We start from the raw sequence: 19,895 nt of genomic DNA, 5'->3' as shown, positions 1-19,895 counted from the left end.
CGGGGCCAAGTCCCACGAGACGGAGGGTTTGCGGGGGCCGAGGCCGTTGGTCCGAAGTCTGCATAAAGCCGAAAAGGGCCCGGAGACGACGTGGCTCGGAGAGGTTCACCGCAGCATGCATCTCATCGGACGACGCAGGTTCCTATCTTCCCTCGGTCTTGGCGCAGGTGCTTACCTGCTTTCGCCCTTGCACCGACAGATGCTGTCCGAAGCGATGGGGCAGCCCCAGACGCGGCGGCGGCTTTTCCTTTACATGACGGGGGGCGGCTTCCCTCCCGCGTACGAGGACGACGGCGTGGACCACGAGGGCTACTGGCCCAAGCCGGGCGCCAACCCCGCCGCGTTCGACCTCGGTCCTTCCATGCCCGCGCTCGAGCCCTACAAGAGCGAGGTTTTGTTCCTGGAGTCGTTTTACAACCCCTACAACAAGCACCTTCACGGCAACGGCTTTTCCACCACCACCTGTGTTCCCGACCAGGGCGATGGTGAGGTGAGCGTGCCTTCGGCCATCAGCTTCGACCGCTGGGTGGCCAAGGGCATCGGGGCGCAGGCGCCCATCCTTTCGCTGAACCTCTGCACCCACGAAGTGGACGATAGCGATCCCCAGCGCACGTTGACCGCGGATGGGCCCAAGGCGATCGTCCCGCCCATGCTGAACCCGGTCAAGACGTTCGCGCAGATCTTTGGCAACGTCAAGCCGGGCGACAACTCGGGCCAAGAGGCAACGACGCTGCGGCTTGCGCAAGACAAGAGCGTGTTCGACGCCGTGGTTGGCGACATCGACAAGATGAACAAGTCGCTGGCGGGTGCCGAAAAAGCCAAGCTGGACCAGTACCTCACGTCCATCCGGGATCTCGAGAAGCAGATGAAGGACCTGGCCACTGCCCAGACCGGGTGCAGCGCCCCGGCCGCACCGCCCGCCAACATCTACAGCGAGGGCAGGGAAAGCCCGAAAAAACCTGTGGTGGAGGCGATGCTCAGCATCGGCATCAACGCCATGGCCTGTGGCCTCACACAGGTGGTCACTTTCTACAGTTCCGAGGGCGATCTCGATTTCATGCCGCTCGATGCGCAAGGCGGCGACGCGAAGTTCTGCGGCACGCACCAGATGTGGCACGGCAAAGGCAGCCGCGCCGATCACATCCGCTACTACCAGTACCAATTCGCGAACATGGCCGAAGTGCGAAAGCGGCTCGGCACCTTCTCGGAAGGAAGCGGCAGCGTGGCCGATCACACGCTGCTCATGAACTTCTGCGTGACGGGGGGCCCCCACCACAACGGACAGGACGAGTATTACGCCGTGCTGCTTGGCAAGCTGGCGGGGAAGCTGGGGACTGGCCGCTATCTCAAGTTCGCCAAGGAGCAGCGCTCGATGGCGGATGTGTTCTTGACGGCCGCGCAGGCGCTGGGCATGCAGGCCAACTCGTTCGGCAGCGCCGAGCTCAAGAGCGCCACGCTGCCAGGCGTGCTGACGTAGTCATTCGCTTTTGCCGAGGCAATCGTGAATGGGCAGGTCTCGGCCGTTGTCGAGACACGCCACCGACACGCGTACGTCGACTGCCGAGACCCCGCCGCGGCCCTTGCCGCAAGCGCGCCCCCAAGAACTGAAGCGCGCGGGCTCGAGCCATGCGGGGTCGCACGCGCAGTCCCCGGTGCTGGTCGCTCCGTGGTCTGCCTGGAGCACCGCCATGGTGATGCAGTAGGCCTTCGAGGGGTCGACGTTGGTGGCGCGTAAACCGTCCACCATGCCCTCGAGTGTCGCCAGGTCGACCGTCTTCGGTGGGGTGCAGCGGCAGCGCACGTCTGCCACCGTGCAGCCCCCGGCGGGGCAGCTCGCGCAGCTGGGCCCCGGGGCCTCCTCGAGGCGTAGGACGACCGTGTCCATGGGCAGGGCCTCTCCGTCGGCTTCGGCGGCACACGCCGTCCCGTTGTTGTCCAGGATCATGCGGGTCTCGAGCACGTTGGTGCGATCGCAGGCCGTCAGCAGGGCGGCGGCGCTCCAGGCGACCTGCCACAGCTTGCGGAGCCGGCGCGCCCGCGCGGGTGGACAGGGTAGAGCGGTGCTCACGATCCCGATCATACACCGCCACGCGTGCTGCCGTCCTGTTGGCACGGTCCATCCGGGTGTTGGCCTGGGCCAACGGCGCGGCGACCGAGGGGCCCCAGATCCAAGGCGCGGAGCGTGTGACGCCGATGGTACGGAAGCTGCATCGTAGGACTCCGGAGCAAAGGAGTTCCATGGCTCTTCACCCAGCGGCTCGACACCCAAGAACGTTCTGGCTTGCCCCGGCGATGGCGGGGGCGCTTTTCGCCTGCAGCGGCAACATCAGCAGCCAGCCCAACGGCGATACGGGCACGGACGAACCGGGAACGGGGCCGGGGGCCGGCGGGCAAGGGGGCCGTGCGGGCACGGGCGGGGCTGGTATGACCGGCGCTGGGAACCGTCCCGTGGATGCCCAGGGCTGCGCATTGCCATCCCGCCGCTTGCGCCAGCTCACGGCGCAACAGGTTGAAAACGCGCTGGCGGTTCTGTTTCCGAAGGTGAAGGCAGCGCTCGACCTGCCCCGTCCCGGGCGGGGCGAAAACGGGTTCTCGAACGACAGCGACCGGCTCATGCTGACCGTGAGCGACGTGCAGAAGCAGGTCACCAGCATGGCCGTGGTGGCCGATGCGGCGGCGGCCGACCCGGCGGCGCTCGCGCCCTGCCTGAAGGACGGGCTTGCCACGGCGTGCGTGCGCAGCTTCGTCGAGCGCTTTACCAAGCTCGCCTACCGGGGTCCCGTGGAAGCGTCCGAGGTCGACGATCTGGTTGCGTTCGCCTCGGCGCAGAAGACCGCGCACGGCGACGAAAAAGCTTTGGCCTTGCTGCTTCGCCGCGTGTTGCTCTCACCGCGCTTCATGTTCCGCAGCGAGGTGGGCACGGTGAAGGAGGGCGTGGCCGAGCTCGACGGGTACGAAAAGGCCTCTGTCCTGTCCTTCACCCTCACCGATGGTCCGCCCGACGCCGAGCTGATGGAAGCGGCGTCGTCCGGCAAGCTCGACAGCGCCGCGGGCATGCGGCAACAGGCCGAGCGCCTGCTGGGGGGCGCCCAGAATGCCGCGGGCGCGCGCCGCCTGTTCCGCGAGCTGTTCCGCACGGAGTCCATGGGTTCCGTGGTCAAGGACGACGTGTTCGAAGGGTGGAGCTCGCAGATCGCGGCCGACACACGCACCGAGGCCGAAGCGTTCATCGACCACGTGCTGTGGCAAGACGATGGGCGGCTCGACACCCTGCTCACGGCCCCCTACACGATGGCCAACAAACGGCTGGCGACGTTCTACGGACTTTCCGGAGCCAACAGCCTTGGCGACAGCTTCGCGAAGATCGACTATGGCAGCGAACCTCGTTCAGGCATCCTGGGTAAGGGCGGCTGGCTGTCGCTCCTGGCCCACGCTGGACAGAACGACCTCGTCAAGCGGGGCCGTTTCGTGCGGGAGATGTTGTTGTGCGAGAGCGTGCCCGATCCGCCCCCCACGATCAAAGCCGTGCCCCCGCCCCCGGGCGGAGACCTGACCTTGCGGGAAAAGCTCGTTCAGCACGCCCAAGATCCCAACTGCTCCGGTTGCCACGACCAGATGGACAAGATCGGCTTCGCCTTCGAACGCTTCGACGGCGTGGGCAAGTTCCGCGAGACCGATAACGGCAAGCCGATCGACGCCCGGGGCGAGATCGTGAACTCGGAAGCCAGCAACGGGAGCTTCGACGGCGCGGTCGCGCTGGCCAAGCACCTGGCGGCTTCCCCGCAGGTTCACGCGTGCATCGTCAAGCACGGCTTCCGGTTTGCGTTCGGGCGGGTCGAAAAGAGCATCGACGCCTGCCAGCTCGACAAGTTCGCCAAGGGCTTCGCGGACGCCCAGGGCAACCTGCGCACCCTCCTTCTGGACCTGGTCACCAGCCCCGCGTTTTCGCAACGGGCGGCGGTGTTCGAGTAAACGACCCCGTGGCTTCGCATCAAGTTGAGGCGCATCGCGTCCTCCGGCAGGACGTGGGGGCCGCAACGTGGGCCCTGGACCCCGAACTTCCTACACGGCGCAGGCGCTCGAGGGCCCGTGGCCCTGCGGCACCCTTAGCGGTTCAGGGTCTTCCGGTCTAACATGGATCGGGTGAAATCCGACGCGACCCGGAGGATCGGGCTCAATGAAGTTCTGCTGGTGGATCGCCTGCGGGTCTCGGTCGTCGAGGGGGAAGGCAAGGGGCGCACGTTCGAGGTGGACGCCGATCGGCCCGTGTCGGTGGGTAGCGCTCCGGATAACCACGTGGTGCTCGCCGACCAAACGGTGAGCCGCTATCACGTCGAGCTCACCCGTGCGATCGGCGGCCTGCGGATTCGCGATCTCGGCAGCCTGAACGGCACGCAGCTGGGATCGCTGGGGGTCAACGACGTGATCGCGCCGCTGGGAAGCACCGTGCGGCTCGGCAACACGATGCTGCGGCTCGAGGACGCCGAGAGCCGCGAGGCACCGCAAGACGACGACGTGGTGGAGATCCCTTCGATCGTGGGCGATAGCCCCGCGATCCGGCAGGTGCGCCGCACGGTCTACAAGCTGGCAGGCGCTTCGTCTTCGGTCTTGATCCAGGGCGAGACCGGCACGGGCAAGGAGCTCGTGGCGCGGGCGATTCACGATTTGTCGGATCGCGCGGGGCATCCCTTCGTGGTGGTGGATTGCGGTTCGATGCCCGCCACGTTGATCGCGTCGGAGCTGTTTGGCCACGAGCGGGGGGCTTTCACCGGGGCCGATCGCCGGCACCAAGGGGCGTTCGAGCGGGCGGGCACGGGCACCATTTTTCTCGACGAGCTCGGGGAGCTGCCGCTCCAGGTGCAAAGCATGCTGCTGGGCGTGCTCGAGCGTCGTGAGTTCCGCCGCATCGGCGGTGAGCGGGAACTCGACGTCAAGGCGCGGGTGATCGCCGCAACGAACCGGGATCTGCGCGCCGAGGTGAACAAGGGTGCCTTCCGGGCCGATCTGTACTTTCGCCTGGCCATCACCAAGGTGCTCTTGCCCCCCCTGCGCGAGCGCACGCAGGACATCGACGCGTTGGTGTCCCACTTCGCCGAGCATCTTTCGGGGCAGCCTCACACGGCGTTGTTCTCTGCGGAGGCTCTGGCGCTCCTGCGTACGCAGAGCTGGAGCGGCAACATCCGCGAGCTGCGCAACGTGGTGGAGGCCGCGCTCACGATGGGGCAGCTGAAGCTCGAGGGCGGCGCCGAAGGCAACCTGGAGCCGGGCGCCGAGCAGCTGCAATCTTACCGAGACGCACGCGCCCTTGCGCTCACGCGCTTCGAGCAGGTCTATCTGCGCGACTTGATGGCTCGCTTCGACAACAACGCGTCCGAAGCGGCCCGGCAGGCCCGGATGGATCGTCCCTACTTGCTCTCGCTTTTGCGCCGCCACGGCCTGCGCTGACTAGCGCATCACCTGGAGCGGCTGCTGGCGGGAGTGGGAGGGGGCGATCTCGATCGCTGTGTCCACCAGGGGCCGCCCGGACGAGGGCTCGGTGACGAGCAGCCGGTGTTTGCCGGCGGGCACCACCTGCTCGAGCGGCGCCAGGCCAACGGGTTTGCCATCGAGGCTCACGCGGGCCCCCAGCAGCTGGGCGCCCCCCACGCGGAGCCAGCCCACACCCGCGGCCGGGGCGGCCGGGGGGCGGTTGCGGGCGACAGGACGGGCGCGGGGTCTTCCGCCGGATCGTCCCGCTGCAGAGGGCGCCACCGCGGCCGGTTCGGCCGCCGCAGAAGGAGGCGGCTGCGGGGCTGACTCTTCCGGGGGGGGCTCGGCGGCTCCCCGCGCTTCGTTGACGGCCGTGGCTTGTGCAGGGGCACCGGGCGGGGGCGAGGCGGCGGTGCGCTCGCGGTAGGCCCACGTTCCGCCGGCCAACAGCAGCGCGGCGGACGCCGCCACCCCCGCCAGGGCGCGGCGGCGCGGCCGCGGCGGCGCAGGCACCGGCGTCGGGGGCAAGGGCGCCGACGCATCGAGCATCTGCACCCTCAGCGTGCGGGGGTTCGCGGGCGATACGGGAACGAGGGCGAGCCGCATCAAATCGTCGAGCACGTGATGGGGCTGGGTGGTCTCGCGGGCCAGGGGGGCGAGCCAGTCGCGCAGGGCGCTGCGCCCATCCCCGGCAAGGCCGCTGGCGGCGATGGCCGAGGCCTTCTCGCTGACATGTCGGGCCGTGGGGCGGTTCGCAGGCTCGAGGGCCATGCATGCGTGAACGAGCGACGCCACGGGGCCGGGAAGCTCGGTATCCACGCGCAGGTCAGCGCCCCGCCCCGGCAGAGCGTCGGACCAGGGAGATTGACCGGTGAGCAGCGCATGGAGCGTGGCACCCAGGGCGAAGACGTCCGCCGCCCCGGTGACGTCGTCGCCGGCAAGCTGCTCGGGCGCGATGAAGCCCACCTTGCCCTTCACGATGCCTGTGGCTGTGCGCTCGTCCCGCCCCTCGGCGAGCGCGATGCCGAAGTCGGACAGCTTCACGTCGCCCGTCCACGACAAGAGCACGTTTTGAGGGGTCACGTCGCGATGGACGATGCCAAGCTGCACGCCCCGATCGTCGCGCAGCTCGTGCGCGTAGTCGAGCGCGTGCGCCACCTGAGCCACGACGTAAGCCGCAACGCCGACGGGCATGGGCGTGCCGAGGGAACTTGCCACGCGCACGGCCTTGCGCGCGTCCATGCCGTCCACGTACTCCATCGCCAGGAATTCGGTACCGTCGATGGTGCCGTAGTCGATGACCTGAACGATGTTGCCGTGATGAAGCCGGCTCACGATGCGGGCTTCGTCCAAGAACATGCGCCGAACTGCGGTATCATCGAGCAGCTCGGGCAACACCCGCTTGATCGCCACCCGCCGCTCGAACCCCTTTTCGCCCACAAGCCATGCGTCGTACACCTGCGCCATACCTCCGGACGCAATGGTCCGGACCAGTCGGTAGCGGGCAGCGGGAAGAGCGGACACGTGTCGAGCCTAGTCGAAGCCGAGGTGTTGCGAAATGGTTGACTGCGCTGCTCCTCGGCACCTGGGCTGGGGTAGGGGCCCCTTGGCGGGACGTGGGTGTGGCCGAGGCGCAGCCCGGGGAGGCGCGCGGGGTGTTGGTGGCTCCGGACGCCCCGACGCGGGCGGCGGCTCTGTCGGTGCTGCGTACGCGCCCGCTGCCCTTCGAGGCCTACGAACCCGCGGTGCCGGCAGGCCTTGCATCTGTCGCTGCGCCCGTGGATGAGCTTCGTGCAGCCTACCTCGAGGCCGACTTCCTCCGATGTCTGGCGATCGCGCAAGACTCGGCCCTGCGCCGAGACCGCCTGCTGGCCGCGGGGGCCCGCGACCAGGCTGCGCGCGCGGGGCTCTTGTCGGCGGCGTGCCTCCATGCCATCGGCGACGAGGCGCGTGCCCGGCAGCTCTTGAGGGACCTCTTCGCGACGGGCCTGCCCGCGCCCCAGGAGGCCGTGCGTCCCGACTTCCGGCCCTTGATGGCGGCGGCGCTGAAGGCCACGGCCGCTTTGCCCGAGTTCCCCCTCACGGTCACGACGAATCCCGAGGGGGCGAGCCTGGAGATCAACGGTCGCAGGCTCGCTTGTCCTTCCCGCCCGTGCGTGGCGCTGGTGAAGCCGGGCGAGCACGTGGTGGTCGCCCGCGCGCTTGGCCGCCGGGGCATGGTGGTGCCCGTGGCGGTCGACGCCCCCACGGCTGTGACGCTGACGCTGGATTGGGCCACGTCCGAGGAAGCGGGCACGCAGGTGGCCCGGGCGCTCGCAGGCGGCAAGGCGCCGACCGACGAGGCCCTGCTCAAGGCGGTCACGCTGGCCACGGGCCTGCCTCTGGCTCTGGGCGTTGCGGCAGAGCCCCGGGCCGCTGAGGCGGCGCTCTTCGATGCCCGTACCGGGGTCATCGTGGCGGCCGCCCGGGCGGCCGAGGCGAGCCGCGCGACCGATGAAGCTCTGAGCGCGTGGGACAGGTCTCGGGCCCCGCCGCCCCTGTGGCGTAGACCGTGGGCCTGGGCGGCGGCGGCTCTCGTGGTGGCGGGGGCCACCACGGCAGCCTTGCTGCTCACCCGGGATGAGGGGCCACGCTACGACCTGGTATTTCGGCGCGATCCTCCGTGAGGGCGCAGGCGCCGCCCTGTTGGGAAGGGTCAACAGGCAAGCCTGATGTTGGGGCGCACCCCGCAAAAAGAAGTCGAACGCGGGCCTGGGGGGGCGGGAGAGCCGGGCCCGGCTTTTGCACATTATTAATCCTTCAGTCTCGAGGAGTTTGCATGCCACGGATTTCAGGTTTGGTTTCCACGGTCGTCGTTTGTTTTGGCCTTGGGGCCTGTTCCGGTGGCTCGACGCCTGACGACGACGCGACCGGTGAGGGCGGCGCGTCTGCGGGTGGGGCCGGGGGCGAAGCCCGGCAGGGCGGGGCCGGGGGCGGCGGGGGCACGGGCGGCAAAGCTGCGGGGGCGGCGGGCGCCGGAGCCGGGGGGGCACGGTCGGGTGGCGCTGGCGGCGCCGCGGGCGCTCCGGGGGCGGGAGGGGCGTCGACCGGGGGCGGGAGCCCGGGCAGCGGGTGGGAGGGGTCATGGCCCAAACGGCGCGCCTACCAGGTGAACCTGGAAGGCAAGGAGGGGCTTTCGGACCTTCCGTTGCTGGTGGCCGTGCCTGCGGAAGACGCCCCTTCGGCTCAGGCCGTGCGCTTCGTTTCGGCGGCGGGCACGCTCTTGCCGCACGAGTTCGACGCCGTGGCGGGCCCGCACGCCCTCGTCTGGGTCCGGGTGCCTCGGCCCGAGGAGCCTTTCTGGCTGTACTTCGGCAAGGACGGCGCGGAGAACCTGCCAGCCGGACATGCCCGCGCGGTATGGGGCGAAGACATGGTGGTGTGGCACCTGCAGGACAGCGGCAAGGAATCGAGTGCGGCTGCGTTCGACACACAAGCCGAGGGCACCCCCTTCGGCGCGGGGCGTATCGGCCGCGGGTACGTGGGACAATCCGCCCAGGGCACCAATTTGGGCATCTCCCGTGAAGACGGCGTGAACCGTAAGCTTTTGCCCGGGGCCACGGCGTTCACGGTGTCGGCCTGGGTGCGGCCCTCCGCGTTTTCTCAGCTGGGCGACAAGCCCTTCGCACGCCAAATCCTGTCCGTGGGAACGCCCAAGTCCGACAGCAATTTGAATCATGCAGCGGCGTTTTTGGGTCTGGGGCTCGACCGGCCCGGCGAGGGTGGGGGGCAGGTGGTGGTGGGGGCGCGGCCGCAGGGTGACGAGGAAACCGCCGGCTCGGCGCAAAAGGTGCCCAAGGAGACGTGGACCCACGTGGCGGGCATCGTGAATTTGGCAACGAAGCGGGGCCGCCTTTTCATCGACGGCCTGCCGGTAAGCGACTGGATCGACATGGGTGACCTGGAAGCCACGGTCTTTTCGTCCGACCACGAGGCAAAGTCCCTGCACATCGGTGCCAGCTCAGGCGGCAGTTATGGCCACTTCGACGGGGGCATCGACGAGGTGCGGCTCGAGCGGACGCTGCGCAGCGACGCTTTCATGAAGGCCGTGTACGAGAACATGGTGGACCCCGTGGCCACGGTAGCGGCAGGCCCCGTACAAACGAAACCCTGAGCGGGGCTGTTGAGGCGGCCCCACGGGGCCCTGTCGTCTGCACCCAACAGGCGACCCGGGCGCGGTGGCGTAACTACCTGATTTTTCGTGGCCGCTGACTGGTCCCGTTTTTGCTTCTTACGAACCTACCGGCCGAGACAGGTCTCGCCCCGATTTTCTCGCAAGGAGTTCCATCGAGATGCAGCGCAAGCCGATGTCACGACGTTCGATCCTGCGCGCCGGAGCCGGGATCTCCCTGGCGCTTCCCCTGCTGGATGCCATGCGTCCTGTGCGGCCGGCCAAAGCCCAGGGGAAAGCCAAGCGCCTGGTGGCGTGGGTGCAGCCGTTATCCATTTACGCGGACGTGTTCTGGCCCGCGTCCCCCGGGGCCAAGCCCTACGACTGGAAGACCGACCCCATCTCCGAGACGCGCTTCAGTGGGCAGGGTGCGCTGGACAACCCCAGTTTTGCGCTGCCCGAGATGCTGAGCTTCATGCAGCCTCATCGTGACGATTTGATCTTCGTCGAAGGGCTCGACAATTCGGCAAGCAACCACGACGCCTACAGCACCACGCTCACGGGCACGAACACGCTGGCGAACTCACCGGCCAACATGATCTCGATCGACCAGCTCATCGCCAAGCAGGTGGGCGCCGAGACCAAGTTCCGTTCACTGCAAGTGGGTGTGATGAACGCCGGGTCTGACAACAAGTCGGCGGCGTCGTGGCTCTCGAAAACTCAGGCGGCCCCGGCCACGGACAACCCCCAACGTCTGTGGGAGCGCTTGTTCGCCGATGCCTCGGGCAATCCGGACGAGGCGCGGCGGCTGCGTGAGCGCAACCAGTCCGTGCTCGACGCCGCCCTCGAGCAAGCGGACGCGCTCAAGGCTGAGCTGGGCAAGGCAGACAAAGACAAGGTGGATCAGTACCTGGATGCCTTTCGAGAGGTGGAGCGGCGTCTCGATGCCGCGCCCCAGATGGGCTGCCAGCCCCCCGCCAAACCCAACATGACGAGCCCTACCACGGGGGAGGTTCTCTTCGAGGAGGACGAGCTGCGCGCCATCGCCGACGTGCCCACCGTGATGAAGATGCAGCTCGACATGCTCGCCATGGCCCTGGCCTGCGACATGACCCGCGTGGCCACGTTCCAGTACGGAGCGGAAGCCAACAACGGGACCTTTCCGTGGTTGGGCCTGCCGGACTGGCGGTGGCACGATGCCTCGCACTTCGAGAATGACAACCCCGCCCAGTGGCCCGCACAGCTCGACAATGCCAAAGGCTGGCGTGCCGTGGCCGAGTGGAGCCTGTCGCAGTTCAATTACCTCATCGAGCGGCTCAAGGGGCTCGGGGCCTTCGACGATACGGTGCTGGTTTTCCTCACGTCGATGAACCACGGGGGCGCCCACAAGAGCCGTAACTGTCCCATTCTCATCGCAGGCAACGGAGGAGGTGTGCTCAAGACGGGGCGCCACGTGCGCTACGAGCACGACAAAAACGGAGGCAACTCGACGCGCGCCTTCAACGACCTGCACCTGACGTTGGCCCGCGCGATGGGCGTACAGCTCGAAAGCTTCGGCGATGCGAACAAGAGCAAGGGCGTGCTCGCGGAGCTTCTGCGCTAGACCCGCTCGGCCACGAACACATGGACACCACAGACGACCAGATGGTGCGCGTCGTCCGGAGCCTGGAGGCGCGTGGCGTCGCCGGCCAGGGGGGACGTGCCCGGTGGGTGAGGCTCGTCGTAGGTCAGGGGCGTGACCTGGCCCACGAGCGCGCGCAGGGTACGCAAACCGGGCGGGGTCTGTCCGCCGTTCGGCCGGCGCTCCGTGGTCACCACGACCTCGTCGCGCAGGGTCTCGAAGCCGGCCGTTTCCAGCGCGGCTTTCAGGCGGCGCCGGAAGTGAGCGGTGGAGGACAAGGGCGCGAAGGGCAGGGGGGCGAGGGCGGGCGTGTTTTGCTGGGACAGCAAAAAGAGCCTCAGCCACAGCGCGACGAATTCCTGGCGCTGGCCGATGGTCTGCAGGCTCTGCACGAAGACACGGGCCGCGTCTTTCGCCGTGCTGCCTGGCAAAAAGGCCTGGCCCCAGGCGGCGAGCGTGCCCGCCAAAGGATGCGCAAGAGCCGCCAATCGGCGTACGCACTCGGCGTAGCGGGTGTGAGGCAGCAACAGCAGGTCGACCTCCGGGCCGAGCGCGCTGTGCAGTGCGGGCGGCACCAGATCCGGACGGGCCGCCAGAAAGTTCGGCAGGGCCACCGCGTGCGAGGCGATGGCGTCGGCCAGCACGGGTTCGAGGTTGGTGGCCAGGTCGAGGAAATGAACCAGGCGGGCCCGAGGCCTCAGCACCCGGTGCAGCTCGTGGGCGAACGCCGGCAAATCGGGCAGGACGTCGAGCGCGCAGAGGCCAAGGGCCGCGACGAGCGCGCCGTCCTGAAAGGGCAGAGCCTGTGCGTTCGCCTGCAGCACCGCGTGGGCTTGCGCCCTGCCCTGCAACACACGCAGGTAGCCGCGGTTGCGGTCGAGGTGAACGAGCCGGGCGTGCAAGGGTGTGGGCAGCCACGCGCGCAATTGGCCTGCGCCGGCGCCCACTTCGAGCACGGGCCCTTCGGGCGCGGTGAGCGCATCGCAAACGACGTCACGGACGATGCGTTCGTGCAGGGCCTCGAAGCCCTCGCGCTGCGAAGACCAGCGCGCGATGTCTTGCCCGACGCCCGCCTCGGGCGGGGACGAGGCGCGCTTTTTCGCCCCCACGCGGGGCTTGGGTGGGCGTCGCATGAGCCCGAGGGGGATACCACGAGCCCGTGGCGCCGACGACCCGGACTTTGCTGCTTTCGATTCTCGCAATGGCTGCGCTCGATGCCGTTCCGAGCAGGAGACGAAAAACGATGACGACGTTCACTACATTTTTTGGTTCTCGCCTTCGTGGCTCCCGGCTTCGCGGAGCGGGGTTCGTGCTGGGGGCTCTCGCGCTCACGGGTGGGTGCGTGGGCACCGCGGGGTCCGGAGACGCGGAAGGGTCGAGCGGCAGCGGCGGCTCGGGAGCCCAAAGCGGAGGCAAGGCGGGGGGAAGCGCGCCGGGCTCTGGCGGTGGTCAAGGCGGAACGGACACGTCGGGCTGCGCCCCGGGGGCTGTCTGTTCGGGCGACACCGAAGGCACCATCATGCGGCGCCTCAACCGCACGGAGTACAACAACACCGTGCGGGACCTACTCCAGCTCGAGTCTTTGCCCGCGCGGGCGTTTCCTGCCGAGGAAACCGTATTCGGATTCGACAACAACGCCAAGGCGCTGTCGTTCCCCCACCTTTTGGCTGAACAAGCCGCGAGCGCGGCCCGTGAACTGGCGTCGGCGGCGGTCAAGAAGGCCAAGAGCTTCGCACCCTGTGCGGCGCCGAACGCGGACGCAGCCTGTGCGCGCACCTTCATCGAAAACCTGGGCAAGCGGGCCTGGCGTCGGCCTTTGGAGGCAGCCGAGGTGGCGCGCCTCGAAAAGGTGTTCGCGAAAGGCGACGGCTTCGAGGACGGCATTGGCCTTGCCGCTCAGGCGCTGTTCATCAGCGTTCCGTTCTTCTACCGCATCGAGAAGGGGCAGGGGGGAGCCACGGCGGCGGCCACGCAGGCCACGTCGTTCGAGATGGCCTCGCGTCTTTCGTACCTGCTGTGGAATACGCTGCCGGACGAGGCCCTTTTTGCCGAGGCGGACAAGGACGCGCTCAAGACAGCGGCGCAGATCGAAGCGGCGGCCAAGCGCCTGCTGGCCGACGCGCGTTCCCGTCGCACCTTCGAGACCTTCAACCGCCAGTGGTTGCAGCTCGATCCGATCGGCCTGGCGGCCAAGGATCCGAACAAGTTCCCCGCCTGGAACAACGAGTACGCGTCTTTGCTCCGGCAAAGCGCCTTTGCGATGGCCGCTGACATCGCGGCGAAGGGCAAAATCGGTGATCTCTTCACGTCTGCCTCCGTGTTCGTGAACGACGATCTGGCGCCCTACTACGGCATCGATCCGCCCGGTTCGGCGACCATGACGAAGGTGCAGCTCTCGGACGCGAGCCGTCGCGCAGGCTTTCTCACCCAGGGCGGCATGCTGCTCAGCCACGCGGGGTTTGCCTCTACATCACCGACCTTCCGCGGCAAGTTCGTCCGCGAGCAGTTCCTGTGCGGCGTGTTGCCCAAGGCTCCGCCCGACGTGAACGTGATGATCGGCCCGGCCCCGCCGAACCAAACCACCCGCGAGCACTACGCCCAGCACATCGACAACGTCAAGTGCTCCGGATGCCACAAGCCCATGGATCCCATCGGCTTTGCCTTCGAGGGCTACGATGCCATCGGGCATCCCCGCAGCATGGAAAACGGCAAACCGATCGACGCGACCGGAGACGCCAGTGACACCGACGTGGGCACCTTCGATGGCCTCACCGAGCTTGGCCAACGCCTGGCGGCGAGCAACGACGTGAAGGCCTGTGTGGCCCGGCAGTGGTTCCGCTACGCCTTCGGTCGAGCCGAAGACGAGACGGCCGACGAGAAGACGCTGGCCGCTCTGACGGAGGCCGTGACGAGCGCGAATACCTACGAATCGCTGGTCCTGGCCACCGTTCGCGCCGAAGGCTTCCGGCAGATCCTTCGCCCCTGAGCCTCCCCTGCGCGCGCCCGGCGCTGGGGGCGCGGGTGGGAAGCGCGGGTGCGAAGGAGGACAGGTTTTTCCCCCGAAACTTGGTCGAACCGGGAAAGCGCCCCTATCATGAACGGTAGGGGCCATGTTTTTGCGCACACACACTCCGGCCCGGCGCGTGTTCGTGGGGGCGGTCTGTGGGGCCCTCGCCGCGGGTGCCGGGATCGGGCGCGGCGCCGCCGACGTGGGCAGCGAGCGGCGACCCGTGGCGGTCTACACGCCGGGCCCGACGCTCGAGCTGGGCTTGGACGGGGCGTGGCGTTTTGGCGCTGAAGTGGCGCTGGCGCAATACGTGGGGGGCTGGGGCTACGGCGCGGCCTTCGGTGCCAGCACGAACGGCCGCATGTACGGGGAGCTGCAGCCCGCCCTCGTCCTGGGGGGCAAAACGCACAACCTCGTCCTGGGCCTGAACCCGGGGCTGGTGATCGACGTCAACGGTCAGGAGCCCCGCTACGGGGCCCAGGGTACCTTCTGGCTCAACTATGCGTTGGCCCGGCGTCGCAAGCTGCCGCTGGGCTCGCCGCTGGTGCCGTTCGTGAGGGCCCAGGCCGTGTCGGGCGCGGGCTTCACCGTGACGTTCGGCATCGCGCTGAAGCTGCCGATCCCCGCTTCGTGAACGTCAGGCGAAGGGGCGAATGGCGTCCACGATGCGTGGGGCGGTGTGCCCATCCCAGAGCGCGGGCACGCGCCCGGCCTTTTTGCCCTCGAGGGCTGCGATGGCTTCCCGCACGATGGCGTCGGGGTTGGTGCCCACCAGGGTGTTGGTTCCCTCGGTGAGGGTGACGGGGCGCTCGGTGTTCTCGCGCAGCGTAAGGCAGGGAATGCCGAGCGCCGTGGTCTCCTCCTGAAGCCCCCCCGAATCCGTGAGCGCCAGCCGCGCACGGCTCGAGAGGCTGAGGAACTCGAGGTACCCCAGAGGATCGCACAGCACGAGGCCGGGCGTCTTCTCCATCACGTCCGCCAGGCCACTTGCCGCCGCCTGTTTGCGCGTCCGCGGATGTACGGGGAACACCACCGGCAAGCGGGCGGCGATCTGGGCCACCGCGCCCAGGATGCCGCCCAGCACGGCGGGATCGTCCACGTTCGAGGGGCGGTGCAGGGTCAGCACGGCGTACTGGCCGGGCGAAACGCCGAAGCGGGCCGGCACGTCCAAAGCCTGGGCCCGTGGCAGGTGGGCCATGAGGGTGTCGATCATCACGTTGCCCACGCGCACGATGGAAGCAGCGTCACATCCCTCGCGGAGCAGGTTCTCGTCGGCTTCGGGGCTGGGCGTGAGCAGAAGATCGCAGACCGAGTCGGTGACCACGCGGTTGACCTCCTCGGGCATGCGCCAGTCGCCCGAGCGCAGGCCCGCCTCGACATGCGCCACGAAGATGCCCATCTTGGCGCACACGATCGAGGCCGCCATGGTGCTGTTGACATCCCCCACAACCAGCACGCCCCGAGGCTTCGTTTTTCCGAAAAACGTCTCGAGCCCCACCATCACGGCGCCGGTCTGCTGGGCGTGAGAGCCGCTGCCTACCTCGAGATCCACGATGGGGCGCGGCATCCCGAGATCCTCGAAGAACACCTTCGACATGGCCTCGTCGTAGTGCTGGCCCGTGTGCACCAGCTCGTGGGGAATGCCCGCGGCCCGAAACGCTTCGTGGATGGGTGCGGCCTTCATGAAGTTGGGGCGAGCGCCCACGATGGTGAAGAACATGTCGCGGGACTTTACAACAGGATCGGGGTCTTGACGTGGCCCGGGGGGCGTCAGTCCCGGGCGGCCCGATCCTGCTTGACCGGGGCCGGGCCCGCTGCGTATGACCGTTGCCGCCGTGAATTTTTCTCCTGCCGAGCTACCCGAGGTCCTGCACATCGAGCCGCGCGTGTTCGCCGACCCGCGGGGGGCGTTCTTCGAGGCCTTCAGGGGCAACGTGTTCGCCGAAGCCGGTCTGCCAAGCTTCGTGCAGGAAAATCAGTCGCAATCGGTGCCGGGCACCCTGCGGGGCTTGCATTACCAACTGGACCGGCCGCAAGCCAAACTGGTGCGGGTGGTCCGCGGCCGCATCTACGACGTGGCCGTCGACATCCGCCGGGGTTCGCCCACCTTCGGGCGCTGGGTGGCGCGGGAGCTCTCTGAGGCGAACCGTTCGATGCTCTTCATCCCGGCAGGGTTCGCCCACGGTTTTTGTGTACTGGGCGATGAGCCGGCCGACGTGATCTACAAGTGCTCCGATTACTATTCGGGGGCCGCCGACCAGCGGGGTGTGACGTGGAACGATCCGCGGCTCGGCATCCCGTGGCCTGTCGCGGCGCCCTTGCTTTCGGAAAAGGATCAAGTTTACGAGGCTTTGTCCGAAGATCGCGCTGACCTGCCCACGTGGAAGCCCCCCGCGCCGCGCCCCTGACGCGGCGGGAGGCCCGTGGCCGTGGTCCAGCCGGGCCGCCTGCGGACGCTCGCGGGCTAAAGTTGTCGCCGTGAGAATCCGATGGTCCCTTCGTGGCGACAAACCCGGCGAAAGCACCAGAGCCCCAGGGAAGCGAGCGGCGTCAGCACCACCGCTTCGACTTCGAGGTAGAGGTGGGCTTCGAGACCGAAACCAACTTCTACACGGGGTTGACTCAGGACATCAGCTCCGGCGGCCTCTTCGTAGCCACACACAACCTGAAGCCCGTGGGCTCGAAGTTCATGCTTCAGTTCAAGCTTCCCGGTGCGTCGGTGGCCATGGAGCTCGAGGTGGAGGTGCGGTGGCTCCGGGAAACCTCGTCGTTGCACCGCTCCGATGGTCCTCACGGCATGGGCGTTCGTTTCGTGAACCTCACGAACGAGCAACGCAGCCGCATCGAGCTTTTCCTCAAACAGCGTGAGTCGTTGTTCTACGACGACGAATGAGAGCGTCTTCCGATCCTTGATTGGTTCGTTTCGATTCGGTTTGGTTCTGGTTGGTTCCCTGGCGGCCCCCCACAAGGGGGCCGCCCCTTTTTCGAAGGGGCCTCCGTCAGGTGCCCGCGATGCTGTCGAGCGTGATGAGGGGCGTGTCTTCAGGCAGCCCCGCGCGCAGCGCAGGATCGAGCTCGATGCGGGCGACCAGGGCCCAGTCATCGTGGCGTTCCGGGTCGCAGAGCCGCTGGACAGCTTCCCAGCTCCTGTCGCCGAGCGGGCGAAGGGTGGTGTTCTGGGGGGCGCGTGACGCGGGTGTGGCCAAGAGCGTGCCGTACTGAGCGAAGAAGGGGGCGAGCGCTTCGGACAGGCGCAGCGCCGACCAGGGCGTCTCCGCGGTCTCGGGCTGGTGGAGGGCGTCGAGCGCTTCTTCCCAGTCCTTCCGGGCCAGAGCACTCACCAGCCTGTGCAGCTCGGTGCGGACCCGCACGAGCAACGCCTTCGGATCTTCCCACAACGGCCGGCGCGCGTTGCGGTTGCGGGTGGCCTCCGCCATTGCGCGTTCGAGGGCCTCGCCTTCGGCCAGCCGGGCCGCGGCGGCCTCCGGGTCCATCAAGGTCTCCCACTCTTCGAGCAGGCTGGCGTCCACGGTGCGCACCACGGCCCCCAGGGTCAGCGCCAGCTCTTCCACGGGCTCCGTGTGGTGCTTGCGAGGCACCGACTGAACCAGCGTTTTGTAGCTGTCGGTGAGGTAGCGCAGCAGCACCCCCTCCGAGCGCGCCACACCCAGGCTGCGCACGAAGTCGTTGAAGCTGCCGTGCTGCTCGAGGAGCTCGCGGGTGATGCCTTTCGGAGAGATGTTGTCCTGCCCCACCCAGGGGTGACGATCGGCGAAGGCGTTGAACGTCTCGTAGATGAAGTCGCGGTTCGGCTTGGGCCACTCCATGCCCTCGAGCTCTTGCATGCGGGCCTCGTAGTCGACACCTTCCGCCTTGAGCTCGGCCACGCGCTCTCCCTTGGCGCGATCGAGCTGCGCCAAGAGCAGCGTGCGGGGGTTTTCGAGAATCGACTCGACGAGCGCCAGCACGTCGAACGCGTAGGTCTCGGTGCCGGGATCGAGCAGGTCGAGCGTCTCTACCAGGTAAAGCCCCAGCGTCTGGTTGAGCGAGAAGTCTTGCTGAAGATCCGTGTGCACCACGGGGTAGGGGTTGCGGGCGCGCTCGTCCCGTTGCAGCTCGATGAGCCCCGCGGCGCAGAGCGCCCGGAACATGCGGGCGGCGCCGCGCTTGTGGCGCCGCTTGAGTACGTCGCTATCGTGGCAGTGGGCGATGAGATCCAGCAGCCTGCGGTAGCCTGCGCCCCGGCGCGGGTCTGTGCCCTCGCTTTGCAGCACCGCGAGCAAGAGGCCGTGGCTCACCTGAAACTGCGACGCCAGCGGTTCGGGTACGGCGGCGATCAAACGTTCGAAGGTGCCCTGATCCCAGTGCACGAAGCCCTTTTTGGGCGGCTGGCGTTTCGTGAACTTCTTGGTTTTGGCCTTGTCCTGGAGGCGCCGGTTTTCCACGATGTGCGCAGGGGCCAAAGCCGCCACGAAGCCTTCGTCGTCGAAGCCCTTGCGCCCGGCGCGGCCCGCCACCTGGTGAAAGTCGCGGGCGGGCAAGAGCGTGTCCTTCTCACCGTCGTATTTGCAAAGCTGCGTGAACAGCACCGTCCGGATGGGGATGTTCACGCCCACGCCGAGCGTGTCCGTGCCGCTCACCACCTTGAGCAAGCCCTGCTGGGCCAGGCGTTCAACCAGGCGCCGGTAGCGCGGCAAGAGCCCCGCATGGTGAAGCCCGATGCCCGCGCGCAAAAAGCGCAGCAGCTCCTTGCCGTAGGGGCTGGTGAAGCGCTCTTTGGCCAAGTGGCCCTTGAGGGTTGCCTTCTCCTCCTTGCTCATGAAATCGAGGCTCGTGAGGGCTTGGGCTTGTTCGGCGGCCGCGCGCTGGGTGAAGTTCACCACGTACACCGGCGCCCGCCCGCGGGTCACCAGATCCACGACGGCCTCGTGAATCAATTCCTCCCGGTACGAGAACGTGAGCGGCACGGGCCGCTGCATGCCTCGCACGTGCACGACCTGCCGTCCCGACAGGCCCTCGAGGCGCGTGATGATCCCGGACATGTCGCCCAGAGTGGCCGACATCAACAGAAACTGCGTTTTCGGCAGCGCGATGAGGGGGAGCTGCCACGCGATGCCCCGCTCCCGGTCACCGTAGTAGTGGAACTCGTCCATCACCACGCAGTCCGGCGCCCGGCTGCCTCGCAGCGTTTGATTCGAGAGGATCTCGGCCGTGCTGCAGATGAGCGGGGCGGAGGGGTTGACCGACGCGTCGCCGGTCTGCAGACCCACGTTCTTGGGCCCAAAAGTGCGGCAGAGATCGAAGAACTTCTCGTTCACCAGCGCCTTGACCGGGCAGGTGTAGTGGGCTGACTTTCCCTGGCTCAATGCCTTGTACATCAGGGCCATCGCCACGAGTGACTTGCCCGAGCCCGTCGGCGTCGACAGCACGACGTGCCGTTCGTCGAGCAGGGCGAAGATGGCTTCCTCCTGAGCGGGGTAGAGCGAGAGGCCGAGCTCTGACACGTGGTCGAGGAACGCGCCGAGCAAGGCGTCGGCGTCGGCGGGCGACGAGGAGGGGGGGAGCAGAAGCTTCGCCATGGGCCCGGCAGTTTGGGGGGTGGCGCCGGGATGTGAAAGGGGCAGGCCGCCAAAGTGTGCCGGGCCGCG

At 67.9% G+C, this 19,895-nt stretch carries 15 protein-coding genes; 10 read left to right on the top strand and 5 right to left on the bottom strand.

Annotated elements, in window-relative coordinates; translation table 11 throughout:
• Positions 1-199 precede the first annotated feature (199 nt).
• Complete coding sequence (locus KA712_11970) at positions 200-1,477, top strand: DUF1552 domain-containing protein (protein ID MCG5053670.1); 1,278 nt, start codon at positions 200-202, stop codon at positions 1,475-1,477.
• On the opposite strand, the gene KA712_11965 is transcribed toward KA712_11970, so the two are convergent.
• The gene (locus KA712_11965; GenBank protein ID MCG5053669.1) at positions 1,478-2,068 is read right to left on the bottom strand and encodes a hypothetical protein; all 591 of its coding nucleotides are present in this window, start codon (positions 2,066-2,068) and stop codon (positions 1,478-1,480) included.
• A gap of 170 nt (positions 2,069-2,238) precedes the next feature.
• On the opposite strand from KA712_11965, the gene KA712_11960 reads away from it, so the two are divergent.
• Complete coding sequence (locus tag KA712_11960; protein ID MCG5053668.1) at positions 2,239-3,972, top strand: DUF1588 domain-containing protein; 1,734 nt, start codon at positions 2,239-2,241, stop codon at positions 3,970-3,972.
• Positions 3,973-4,143: 171 nt separating this feature from the next.
• Positions 4,144-5,445, top strand: coding sequence for a sigma 54-interacting transcriptional regulator (locus KA712_11955; protein ID MCG5053667.1), 1,302 nt, complete (start codon positions 4,144-4,146; stop codon positions 5,443-5,445).
• Here the strand turns inward: KA712_11955 and KA712_11950 are convergent, their stop codons facing one another.
• Positions 5,446-6,993, bottom strand: a complete 1,548-nt coding sequence (locus KA712_11950) for a protein kinase (protein ID MCG5053666.1) — start codon at positions 6,991-6,993, stop codon at positions 5,446-5,448.
• Between the two features lie 38 nt (positions 6,994-7,031).
• Between KA712_11950 and KA712_11945 the strand changes: the two genes are divergently transcribed.
• From KA712_11945 to KA712_11935, 3 genes are all read left to right on the top strand, one after another.
• A complete protein-coding gene (locus KA712_11945; GenBank protein MCG5053665.1) occupies positions 7,032-8,135 on the top strand; it encodes a hypothetical protein in 1,104 nt (367 codons plus the stop codon).
• Positions 8,136-8,287: 152 nt separating this feature from the next.
• Positions 8,288-9,622, top strand: coding sequence for a hypothetical protein (locus tag KA712_11940; protein ID MCG5053664.1), 1,335 nt, complete (start codon positions 8,288-8,290; stop codon positions 9,620-9,622).
• 178 nt (positions 9,623-9,800) lie between these two features.
• Positions 9,801-11,222: a DUF1552 domain-containing protein gene (locus tag KA712_11935; GenBank protein MCG5053663.1), complete on the top strand. Its 1,422-nt coding sequence runs from the start codon at positions 9,801-9,803 to the stop codon at positions 11,220-11,222.
• On the opposite strand, the gene KA712_11930 is transcribed toward KA712_11935, so the two are convergent.
• Positions 11,219-12,373, bottom strand: coding sequence for a class I SAM-dependent methyltransferase (locus tag KA712_11930; protein MCG5053662.1), 1,155 nt, complete (start codon positions 12,371-12,373; stop codon positions 11,219-11,221). The genes KA712_11935 and KA712_11930 overlap by 4 nt on opposite strands.
• A 176-nt stretch (positions 12,374-12,549) precedes the next feature.
• Between KA712_11930 and KA712_11925 the strand changes: the two genes are divergently transcribed.
• Together KA712_11925 and KA712_11920 are read left to right on the top strand one after the other, a co-directional pair.
• Positions 12,550-14,226: a DUF1592 domain-containing protein gene (locus KA712_11925; GenBank protein ID MCG5053661.1), complete on the top strand. Its 1,677-nt coding sequence runs from the start codon at positions 12,550-12,552 to the stop codon at positions 14,224-14,226.
• Positions 14,227-14,350: 124 nt separating this feature from the next.
• Positions 14,351-14,881, top strand: coding sequence for a hypothetical protein (locus KA712_11920; GenBank protein ID MCG5053660.1), 531 nt, complete (start codon positions 14,351-14,353; stop codon positions 14,879-14,881).
• A gap of 3 nt (positions 14,882-14,884) precedes the next feature.
• Here KA712_11920 and wecB read toward each other — a convergent pair whose 3' ends face one another.
• Positions 14,885-15,967: a UDP-N-acetylglucosamine 2-epimerase (non-hydrolyzing) gene (gene wecB / locus KA712_11915; protein MCG5053659.1), complete on the bottom strand. Its 1,083-nt coding sequence runs from the start codon at positions 15,965-15,967 to the stop codon at positions 14,885-14,887.
• A 115-nt stretch (positions 15,968-16,082) separates the two neighbouring features.
• Between wecB and rfbC the strand changes: the two genes are divergently transcribed.
• Positions 16,083-16,655, top strand: coding sequence for a dTDP-4-dehydrorhamnose 3,5-epimerase (gene rfbC / locus KA712_11910; GenBank protein ID MCG5053658.1), 573 nt, complete (start codon positions 16,083-16,085; stop codon positions 16,653-16,655).
• Positions 16,656-16,747: 92 nt separating this feature from the next.
• Entirely contained in the window at positions 16,748-17,140 is a 393-nt protein-coding gene (locus KA712_11905) for a TIGR02266 family protein (protein ID MCG5053657.1), read from the top strand.
• Between the two features lie 106 nt (positions 17,141-17,246).
• On the opposite strand, the gene KA712_11900 is transcribed toward KA712_11905, so the two are convergent.
• A complete protein-coding gene (locus KA712_11900; GenBank protein ID MCG5053656.1) occupies positions 17,247-19,826 on the bottom strand; it encodes a DUF3516 domain-containing protein in 2,580 nt (859 codons plus the stop codon).
• Positions 19,827-19,895 lie beyond the last annotated feature (69 nt).

It is taken from the genome of Myxococcales bacterium (genome assembly GCA_022184915.1).
Taxonomy (GTDB): domain Bacteria; phylum Myxococcota_A; class Polyangia; order Fen-1088; family Fen-1088; genus JAGTJU01.
The sequence above is the reverse complement of the archived record's forward strand: the minus strand, read 5'-3'. Positions and strand labels throughout refer to the sequence as shown.